8 protein-coding genes are annotated in these 10,294 nt (G+C 50.7%); 4 read left to right on the top strand and 4 right to left on the bottom strand.

What is annotated here, in order from left to right; translation table 11 throughout:
- The 4 genes from AAF564_23275 to AAF564_23260 all read left to right on the top strand — a co-directional run.
- A partial coding sequence (locus tag AAF564_23275) for a hypothetical protein (protein ID MEM8488489.1) occupies window positions 1-326 on the top strand: 326 nt, incomplete at its 5' end.
- 225 nt (window positions 327-551) lie between these two features.
- Entirely contained in the window at window positions 552-1,118 is a 567-nt protein-coding gene (locus AAF564_23270) for an RNA polymerase sigma-70 factor (GenBank protein ID MEM8488488.1), read from the top strand.
- Entirely contained in the window at window positions 1,115-2,140 is a 1,026-nt protein-coding gene (locus AAF564_23265) for a FecR domain-containing protein (protein ID MEM8488487.1), read from the top strand. Before AAF564_23270 ends, AAF564_23265 begins: the two co-directional genes overlap by 4 nt.
- Window positions 2,141-2,185: 45 nt before the next feature.
- A complete protein-coding gene (locus AAF564_23260) occupies window positions 2,186-4,978 on the top strand; it encodes a carboxypeptidase-like regulatory domain-containing protein (GenBank protein MEM8488486.1) in 2,793 nt (930 codons plus the stop codon).
- Between the two features lie 241 nt (window positions 4,979-5,219).
- Here AAF564_23260 and AAF564_23255 read toward each other — a convergent pair whose 3' ends face one another.
- From AAF564_23255 to AAF564_23240, 4 genes are all read right to left on the bottom strand, one after another.
- Window positions 5,220-5,837, bottom strand: a complete 618-nt coding sequence (locus AAF564_23255) for a LysE family transporter (GenBank protein ID MEM8488485.1) — start codon at window positions 5,835-5,837, stop codon at window positions 5,220-5,222.
- A 76-nt stretch (window positions 5,838-5,913) separates the two neighbouring features.
- Window positions 5,914-6,429, bottom strand: a complete 516-nt coding sequence (locus AAF564_23250) for a cupin (protein ID MEM8488484.1) — start codon at window positions 6,427-6,429, stop codon at window positions 5,914-5,916.
- A 241-nt stretch (window positions 6,430-6,670) separates the two neighbouring features.
- Window positions 6,671-7,468, bottom strand: a complete 798-nt coding sequence (locus AAF564_23245; protein ID MEM8488483.1) for a VOC family protein — start codon at window positions 7,466-7,468, stop codon at window positions 6,671-6,673.
- A 242-nt stretch (window positions 7,469-7,710) separates the two neighbouring features.
- Window positions 7,711-10,294: DUF4397 domain-containing protein (locus tag AAF564_23240; GenBank protein MEM8488482.1), on the bottom strand; the 2,584-nt coding region annotated here is incomplete at its 5' end.

Genomic DNA, 10,294 nt, shown 5'->3' with positions numbered 1-10,294 from the left:
CCACACTCGCCTTCCACAGCGGCGAAGCAACGGTGACCAATATCGAAGGAACCATCGAAGCGGAAGCCCAGGGTTGCGACGTCTCGTTTGAAATTGAGCAATTTGACGATGCGCGTTTCTCCGTATGCGGCAGTGAGCTTGCTTTGCGATTAAAACCGCAAATTGAAGCCAAATTACTTCTTGAAGGCGATACCGTCTTCCTCGACAAAGCCTTTACTTTTTCAGGAGACAAAGAAAAGGACCGAATTGAAGGCCGGCTCAACAAGGGTAACAATTTGATCAAGGCACGCGCTGCAGCTGGATCAATCCGCTGCGTGCCAGTTTAACACATCCGAACTGCGTGTCTACCCCTGGCACGCATATTTTTGTGAATCAATGATTAATCAAAAACAGCGGTAGTCACACGCTCCGCTTACCGGGTACTGCATTCAAAACAACGATATGTTGAATCACTGAAAGCACGCCTTACCAAAATCATTGTGTCTCAATCAATCGTTTTAGCTTATAGTTCAGTACCAACCACCAATAAGGGGATTACGAAAAAGCCCAATATGGCTTCTGAGGATCGATTTTCTGATTGGTGTAACAGGCTGAAGGCTTCAGATCACTCTGCGTTCGAAGAGGTGTTTTCACAACTCTACGACCCATTGCTAAACTATGCAATGTATTTGATCAAGAGCCGGCCAGTTGCACTTGACTTGGTTCAGGAGACTTTCCTGAAACTTTGGGAAAAGCGAGAAACCCTGAATCCTAATAAATCTCTCAAATCGTTGCTGTACCTGATTGTCAGAAATCTGGCATTCAATCATCAGCGCGACAAGGTATCGCGAGATGCCAAACTTGCAACGCTTCCGGAGCGCGGCGGCAGAGAAATTACTGCACCCGACGATACGTTTGCGGCAGGGATATTGAAAGATAAAATGGATGAATGGATTAATGAGTTGCCTTTACGGCAGCGAGAAGCGCTGATATTGAGCCGCTACCAGGGACTTAGTCACCAGGAAGTAGCTGCAATAATGGATGTTTCTCCGCGAACCGTGAATAACCACCTCGTCCGGGCTTTAAAGTACATCCACGGTCAAATTCAAGGATATGAACCGAGCTTGTTGGACTCATGAAAATGAACGCGAATAATAAAAATAGTTTGCCGATCGAGGTCCAGAAGGCAATCTCGCAAGATGGCTCCCCTATGCAGGGAGAGTTGTCGCGTGTTTGGGACCTGATTGGTGAAGCGGAGGCCAAACCACAGGCCGGCGCTGATAAAGATAAAGAAGAAATGTGGATGCGCCTTAAAGCGCGCATTGCAGATGACATCAAGACACCCAGTGTACCCCATAAGACAACATTACGGAGCATCAATGTTGACCGGCCTGCTACCAAGCCTGGCCTTCGGCTTGTACGCACCAACCGTTGGGTTGCATTGGCGGCTTCCTTTGCCATTTTGATGTTTGCAGGCTTGTGGTACTGGAACGTGCCTGTTACTGAAACAGGTATCCCAGGACAAATTGTAGCTGTAAACTTGCCAGATGGATCATCTGTTGAGCTCAACAGCGGTGCAAGCCTGACGTACAAACGCGGATTCTCTTCTATCCCCTTTGTTGCCCCCAAGCTGCGCAATGTCGCACTTGAAGGTGAAGCTTACTTTAAAATTCACAAATCTACTGTGCCTTTCACAGTACAGACTTTTAATGCTGAAGTGAGCGTTTTGGGGACAGAATTTAACGTCCGTTCCTGGTCAAAAACGTTAAATAGTACAGCTGTAACGCTGGCGTCCGGACGGGTTGCTGTGACTGCAAACCAGAACCCTAACAAAACATTGATTTTGAGTGAACCGGGTCATAGAATCGTTGTAGAGGGAGCTAACCCCATGCCTGAAAGTGTGGAGCAAGCGGATATCAACGCAACGTTAATTTGGCGCGAAGCAGGATTCTCTGTCTACAACGAATCACTTAAGTCAGTGTTTGAAGAACTGGAACGTAGATTTGATGTTGAGATTACCGTACAGAACCTGTCTACCCTGGATGATTCACTGACAATTATGTTGGCCAAACCTGGTACTATCGAGACCATATTGGACGACATTTGCACATCCAAGGCGCTAAACTACCGGTTAACAAGCCGAGGATACGAGATTTTTTAGCGATCCCCCGTAGTTCTTAAGCGAAGATCAATTCTGGATAATAATATGCGAATGGATAGGATTCCTTCATTCCTACCAACACTGTTGCTCATCCTGTTGATGAGCAGCAGTTTTTGCATGCCTGTGTTGGCACAAGAGAATGAAGAGGAAACGTACACCCTTGTTCTACGCGAAGTAGCGCTTGAGCAAGCACTCGAGCAGCTGGTATTCACCACAAAGATGAACCTGCTGTACGATCCCATACTGATCAGCAACCAGACCATTTTCTGTAATTCACGAAATGAAGTTGCTGAAAACATTTTGCGCTGTATTACCGAGGCTGCTGAACTGGATTTCTACCAGCTTTCGAGTGGTACCTATGTGCTGGTCGAGCGTGCGCAAGAAGAACCGCAGTATGGCGACTTGGCTGGCATCGTTGTCGATATTGAAACGGGTGAACCCCTCCCCTACGCCAACGTGTTTCTGGCAGATGCCTCCACGGGTACAGCAGCAAACAGCGCCGGCATGTTCAGCTTTACCTCTTTGCTAAAAGGTACGCATGCAGTTGTGGCTACGTATGTAGGTTACGAACCAGCACTCGACAGCGTCTGGATTCCGGCTGAAGGTCGTATCCGCAAGAGCATCGCCCTCAAACCCTCTCCTATTGTTGCTGACCCTATTATTGTAAACGGACTCCAGCAACGCCTTCCCTCTGTTGATCTTAAAGCGGAGAAGCTTACCCCCGAAAATTTCTCACGTTCTGGCTTCCAGGGAACTGATGACGTCCTGTACAACGCCGGTGCATCCATGGCTGTTGGCATTCGCCCGCCGTATGTTGATTTGCATATACAGGGCGGCGAATCAAGCGAACACCAGATTCAGCTTGACGGCGCACCAGTCTTTGAACCGGTTAGCCTGGGCCGCCTGCTTGGCGCCTTTAGTCCGCTTGCAATAGGCCGATTAACCGTACACAAAGCTGGATTTGGCGCACCTATTGGCAGCCAGCTTGCCGGCATCATTTCTGCCCAGCAACACATTGAACCCAAAGACGGCGACAATGTCACACTGCAGCTCGATCCGGTGAGTGCAAATGGTCGCGTAAGCTTTGGCTTCGATTTACCAGGCCGTGCAGAAAGCGCATTCATGGTTGCTGGCAGAACAAGCGTGTGGGACCTTTATAAATACAACACACTTGATGGCATGCTCCAGGACTGGAACACCATTGATCCCCAGCTCTCTGCAACAGCGCTTGGTGTAGATGCTACCGCGCTGAGTTTCACACCGCACCGGCATGGTTCTGATGTAAGTTTTTCTGATTTGCACGCAGCCGGCCGCATAACAATCAATCCTTTCCACAAGCTGTACTTCTCAGCTTACCAGGGTAAAAACAACATTGGTACTGAGCTTCTGTCCGCTGCTGCTTCTAATGTAGCAGAGGCAGATTTCATTCTGCTCACACGCGATAAGTATCGGTGGACCAATACGACCGCGGTGCTCAAACACGAATGGCTTCTCGGCGCACGTGCCATGGGCGTTCTCAAATTGAGCAACAGCTTGCATACGCTCCGGCACAACTACAACATGATCGACAGTAATGCGATCACGCTGCCAGACAACATCGACACAGCCGGCATCGAGCAAGCGCTCACAAACGAACTGAATACGGGAGATACGCCAGACGATAAAAACCGGATTCGTGAAACGACACTCAGTGCACAGCTCGAATTGAGTGTTGCGAAAAATCATCACCTCATTACCGGTATTGAGGCAACGTCTGTTTCCAACCAGTTCCGCCTGGATAGCCCGTTCTTTGCTCGACTTGAAACGGCAAATGACACTTGGCGGGCAGCCGGCTATGTGCACGACAAAATTGCAATTGGCCTAAATACAAACATTGAAGCCGGCACGCGCCTGACCTACCTCCCGGATCGGGAGAAAGTGTATTTTGAACCGCGAATTTCGCTTCGACACGATGTAACCAGTAGCAGCATCGGTTCTTATGCATTGCACCTGGCAGCCGGCGTTTACAGGCAATATGTCAATCAGTTTGACTTGAGTAGTGTTGGACCTAGTGCTGCCGTACCGTCGATTCGTTTCTGGCTCCCCATCGACGAAACCCTTGCGCCACCAAAGGCGATTCACTACACAGCCAATTTCCTTGTTGTCCCGACTGAAGGCTGGAGCTTCCGGATTGAGTCGTATTACAAGGACCAGCCACAGATTCTGTCCTTGAAATATCATTCGCTGCTGGTACCGGGAATTATTGATGCCCAGGACTCGGTACCCGAGAGTGCTTACATCGAAGAGTCTGACGGCTTTGCGTATGGTGGTGGTATTTTTGTTGAGAAGCAGTACCGGCGCGGTCTTGTCGGCTTGAGCTACAGCTATAGTGAAGCAAAGCGCCGTTATCCCGAACTGTTTGATGACCGGCTAGAAACCACAGCGTGGAACGAGCCACACCGACTCAGTCTGAGCCACGAGCATGCGTTTACACAACAATTATCTACCTCCTTGCGCGCCCACGGCATCTGGGGAAGGACCTGGGGCTTTCGGCAGGCTTATTACGATTACCTGGCCACGCACAATCCCGATCGGGAGCAGTACGCACCGTACGACCTGACAAATCCGTCTGCGCACAAAATGGCGCCACATTACCAGGTAGACTTTGGTATTGCATATGAGCGGATGTTCAACGATGTGACCATACAACTGCGGGCAGACGTACTTAATGTCCTCAATCGGAAAAACGTCGTGGATTGGAGCTTCATCAATCCAACGGATGCTTCACTCCCCCTTGAACGCATCGAACGTACCATGCCCGGTACAATGACAGCTATTTCACTCCGCGCCCAGTTCTAGTACAGGCACACCCTGGTTCAATGGCTTTATGCCGGCGTTGCAGTCGTGGACAACGTTGATTTGAACGGATTCACGAATCAGGGTGTGCGCTGTGCCTTGTGCTTATCCCCACCAATTGCACCATCATGGATAGCAGCTGTAGCAAAGCGATGCTGCCCAATGCTAAAAAAGACATACCAATATCTCCTGTCAACGTCCAAAGCTACGTCGAAAATACGTCTGCCGGATTTTCCACTTATCTCTATTTAACAAACCCGATCAACAAAAGCCCATCGTAGAGCAGTACGATTGCAAAACCAATCAGTAACACACCGAGGATTCTCATTGTCCACAGGTACTTGGCCCCTGTCAGGAAATGACGCGATCGGCCTACCGAAAGTGCGAGTACCACTTTTACGCCCACCATACACACATAGAAAAGCACGACAAATCCCACAGCAGATAACAACGAGAACGCATGGGCTTTTAGCATTGTGGGGACGCCGACAGAAAACCAAAACAGATAGGGATGCAGGCTTAACACATTGGTAAGGGCGCCCTTTAAATAAGAGCGAGGGGCCTGTCGACTTAAATCAAGCTCAAAGGGTTGCTGACGCATACTGGTTGCCCCCATATACGCGACAAAAACAGCCCCAAAGAAAGATACAATCCCGAGCATAAAGTCAGGACTGCCCATGCTGGTGAAGAGAACAAGACCCAGGCAGATTACCGGTGCATCCGTAATCAAAGGAGACACAGCTATGCGTACCCCTTCACGGGTCCCATGCTGAAGTGTTTGGGAAATGACAAGCGCCAACAGCGGGCCGGGCGCTATCCCTGCTGAAAGGCCCAATACCGCCCCGTAAATCAAAAACTCCACATTCACGCACCCAAGCCTATAAACTTATAAAGACAGCGTCCCTTTTTGCTTCTGCGCATAAACGTATCCACGCAGATTATAGCCTCCCCCAGAATTTTGCCAAGAACATCCCATGGCCATAAACTGGATCGGTTTTCGGAATTGATAACTGTGCAATTTCCTCTTTTGCCTTCAGATATTTCTCCGGCTCGTTGTAAATCATATCCCAGTCTCCCCCATCAGGATATCCGCCTATCACCTGATAATTTTCATGGGTAACCAGCGAATAATGCCCAACACCTGCAGGAATAACCAGAACATCCCCCTCCGTCACCTCAACTGCAGTACCGTTTTGCCCGCCGAGATTTAATCGGACGGAGCCGCTACTTATGCCGAGTACTTCATGGGTTGTACTGTGGTAGTGATCTCGTGACGCAATGATGTCCCGCCAATTGTTGGTCCAATTATTTGACTGGAAGGTCTTTTCAAAATAGTCTGCATATTCGACAGTCAAATCTCGAATGGCATTTCGATAGACAAGTACAGGTAACTGATTATTAGGGGTTATCCCATCGTCGTCAAAATAGTATGGCGTAGGTTCTATTTGCTTCATCGACCAATTGAGGGTGGCGTGACTCGTTTTAACACCACAATATAGCTAAGGATTTAAAATATCGTCCCTCTGTTGATCCATAATGTGCAGGACACGATCATTCGAGATATAGAAACGACGAGAGGTATTGGGCAAGAAAGGGTACCAGCTAACGCCGGCATTAATCTCCACAAAAAAGCCGGCAAGTACACACCTGCTAGCCTTTAGTGGTGATTTCACTTCACTGGCGTCTTAAGAGAAATCAAATTGACACCAAAGCCAGACACACGCCTATCGGGTCCTCGACCACAGCAGACGCGTAGTCGCCGTCGCGCCCTTTGGTAGCTTTGATGATTTTACCCTCTTCTTCTTCTACAAGACGAAGACTCTCACCAAGATCGTCGACTGGCAGGTAGAGCATCCAAACAGCCGGTACATCCGCATTCATACCACGTGCATGACAAACACCGGCCAAAGGATGTCCATCACCAGCAAGCATGTTGTAGTCGGCGTATTGCTCACCATCATGCTTCATCGCGACATCCTCAGCAGACCAGCCGATCACCTGAACATAGAAGTCTCGGGTTGTTGCAGCGTTGGCAACGGTCAGGTCAAGCCAGGCGATACTTCCCACGTGCATTTTACCGTCCGCAGTGGTTCCTGCTTCAATGGAAGGGATTGCTGAAGCAGCAACTACAGGGACAATGCCAAACGCAGCGCCATTGGGGTCCAGGAGCACAGCCCACTGGCTCTTTCCATCGCCATCTTTGCCATGCATAAGCTCCTGGCCACCTAATTCGACGGCACGCGCTGCACTGGCTGCCACATCGGCGACCTGGATGTGGGGCATCCACTGAAGCGGGAGATCAGCATACGCAGGCGTCCGTACCCCCAGACCTATCACAGGCATCCCCAGATTGTTCATCAGGTCCTTTCGCCAGTACGGGTTCTCACCTGTACTGAGCACGCGTGCATAGAAACGGGCTTCACGTTCATGTTCAGGAACGGCAATGTCGGCGCTCAGCACACCGCCAATACGCGGGATAAATGCATTACTCATGTGATTCTGTGAGGTTATGTAAAGTGGCTAGCTATCATACAAACAGAGACGCCAACAGCGTGCATGTAAAGTTAGTATCGAACCTGGATATGACAACCCCTATTCACGCCCACACAAATAATGGTTTTTCCGCCTGTAATTAACCTGCTGCATGCAACGCTAGATGCGCCTGACAAGCTATAAAAACTAAAAAGGCCGGCAGGAAAACTCCTGCCGGCCTTTTATCTACCATGCGAAATTTACTATTTCACCAGCAACATGGTTTTGGTGAAGCTACCCTGAGGCGTTGTAAGCCTGTAGAGGTAGGTGCCTGTAGGCAGACCAGCTGCGTCAAACACAACTTCGTTTACACCTGAGGCAAGCGTGCCATTCACGAGGGTTCTTACTTCGCGTCCAAGCATATCATACACCAACAAGCTCACTTCAGCCGTTTCTGGCAGGGTAAAGGAGATCGTTGTGGTAGGATTGAATGGATTCGGGTAGTTGTTGCCCAACTTGAATGAACCAGGCTGCTCGTCGAAGTTCTCATCGTCGAGTGCGATGGTATCACCACCACTTTCACGTTCGCCTTCCTCAGAATGACCCGTATGAACGAGGTCTTTGCTTGTGCTGCCACTGGTAACCGTGAAGGTGATTGAAAGTGCGCTACCCGCTTCACCGCCTTCGCGGGTCTCTGAGTATGGCGTTGCTGTGATTGTGTTTTCACCATCGGCAAATGAGCCGGCAGCGTAATCGCCAGACTGGTCGCCAAAGAGTGCAAACGGTGTCACATTTTCTGTCCGCGTAAACGGCGTTGGATTCATTTCAAAAGCAACGCTTTTTACTTTGTCACCCGTTTCTGCGCGTACGTTCAAGTGACCGGGTACCGTGCTCAAGTCGAGGGTCATGCCGTCTTCGAGCAAGAACAGGTCGGTATCCGTATCAGCGTCTACCAGCATGAAAGCTGTTACCGCGTTGCCATTGTTTACTACGCTGAACGCAATGTCGCCGCTAACGCCGGCTTCTCCAGAAGCAGAGAATGCGGTTGCTGTTACAACATGCTCGCCAAGTGGCAAGTGACACGGCAGGTAGTCGCCACTGATGTCGCCACAAAGTGCGTATGGTGCTACCTGCTCCGTTCTGTAGTTCTCAATGTCATTGAGGTCAAAACGAACGCTGTTGGCATCTGCGATGTTGGCGCGGATGTTTACGTAGCTAGGTAGTGCGCTCAAGTCAAGCACAGCATCCTGCGGCATTGGATCGAAAGCAGCTACAGCTTCATCTGTAATAGCGTCGATCAGCGTGAAGGTTACGTCTTGCACGAGTGCAGGCAGCAACGCTGTTGTGCCATCAGCAAAGACAGCCAGCAGGCCAAAGCCCGGGTCGTCAGCTGTTGCCGGCGCGAGGAAGCCTGAAGCCAATACAGACAATGCTGCGCCGTTTGCGCCTGTAAGGTCTGCTTCGAATGACGCAGCTGTTACGCTGTTATCAGCGGTCTCTACGTCGATTTCGTAGCGGGCCCCCGGTACAGCCAGGTACCCGTCGCTGAAGTTGCCAAAGGCGATGTCGTCAAGCACAGCTCCCAATCCGCGCACTACAATATCTACCGCAGGTGCATCCGGAGAACCATGGAAAACCAACAGGTCTACGCTTTCGCTAGAAGCAGCTTCTTTCTGTGCAGCTGAAATGAACAGATCAAACGCAGGATTGCCAGCACGTGCCAGCGGATCGCCTGCTGCAATTACCTGCAGGGTCGCTTCCGGCAGACCGTCAGCGAGATCCAGGGTGAATACCGGCGCTGAATTGTCTGTAGATGCACCAGCAGCTACGTCAATTTTCACCGGTACGCCGGCTGGCAACTCGAGGAAGCCTGTGGCGCTACGAAATGCAAAGTCATCCAGGGCCAACTCATCGTTGATATAAACGTCAACTTCTGCAGCTTCAGCATAAGGTGAGTTGTGTACAACCTGCACCATGGCAACACCTGGCATGGGCGGATCAATCGCCGGCAACAGTGCCGTGGTACCATCTGCAAATACCGCAAGGAGGCCAAACGCAGGATCGTCTGCCGTTGCCGGCGCGAGGAAGCCTGACGCGAGTACTGCTAGTGCAGCATCAGCAGCGCCTGAAAGGTCTGCGTTGAAAGATGCAGCGGTTGCACTGTTGTCTGCCGTCTGGATATCAAGGTCGTAAGACGCCGGCGGTACAGACAAGTAGTCTGCTGAGAACTCACCAAAGGAGATGTCATCAACCAGAATACCAGCGCCACGCGCTACAACGTCTACTGTCGGTGCATCTGGAGCGCCATGGAATATGAGCGCTTCAACGTTGCCGCTTGTCGCAGCTGCTTCACGTGCTGCAGCGATAAAGATATCAAATGCAGGATTGCCCATACGCGCCAGCGGGTCGCCGGCAGCGATACCCATCAGCGTAGCGTCTGCAGGCAGACCGTCTGGCAGATCAAGTGTAAATACAGGGGCTGAGTTGTCAGCAGCAGATCCGCCAACGATGTCGAGTTTCACAGCTACTTCAGCCGGCAGCTCCAGGAAACCGGTAGCATCGCGAAACGCTACATCGTCCAGTGCAAGCGCATCGTTAATATAAACGTCAACAACTGCGGCTTCTGCGTATGGTGAGTTGTGGATCACCTGCAATTTTGCCATTGGTCCTGGTGGCGGGTCAATTGCTGGCAGAAGTGCTGTTGTGCCATCTGCAAACACAGCGAGGAGGCCAAACGCAGGATCGTCTGCCGTTGCCGGCGCGAGGAAGCCTGACGCGAGTACTGCTAGTGCAGCATCAGCAGCGCCTGAAAGGTCTGCGTTGAAAGATGCAGCGGTTGCACTGTTG

It is taken from the genome of Bacteroidota bacterium, assembly GCA_039111535.1.
Taxonomy (GTDB): Bacteria; Bacteroidota; Rhodothermia; order Rhodothermales; family JAHQVL01; genus JBCCIM01.
Note: the sequence above shows the minus strand (reverse complement) of the source record. Positions and strands in the feature narration are given on the sequence as shown.

Excerpts from the sequence above, each read along its gene's own strand:
- AAF564_23270 (MEM8488488.1), top strand. The coding sequence starts at position 552 with ATGGCTTCTGAGGATCGATTTTCTGATTGGTGTAACAGGCTGAAGGCT.
- AAF564_23265 (MEM8488487.1), top strand. The coding sequence starts at position 1,115 with ATGAAAATGAACGCGAATAATAAAAATAGTTTGCCGATCGAGGTCCAG.
- AAF564_23260 (MEM8488486.1), top strand. The coding sequence starts at position 2,186 with ATGCGAATGGATAGGATTCCTTCATTCCTACCAACACTGTTGCTCATC.
- AAF564_23250 (MEM8488484.1), bottom strand. The coding sequence starts at position 6,429 with ATGAAGCAAATAGAACCTACGCCATACTATTTTGACGACGATGGGATA.
- AAF564_23245 (MEM8488483.1), bottom strand. The coding sequence starts at position 7,468 with ATGAGTAATGCATTTATCCCGCGTATTGGCGGTGTGCTGAGCGCCGAC.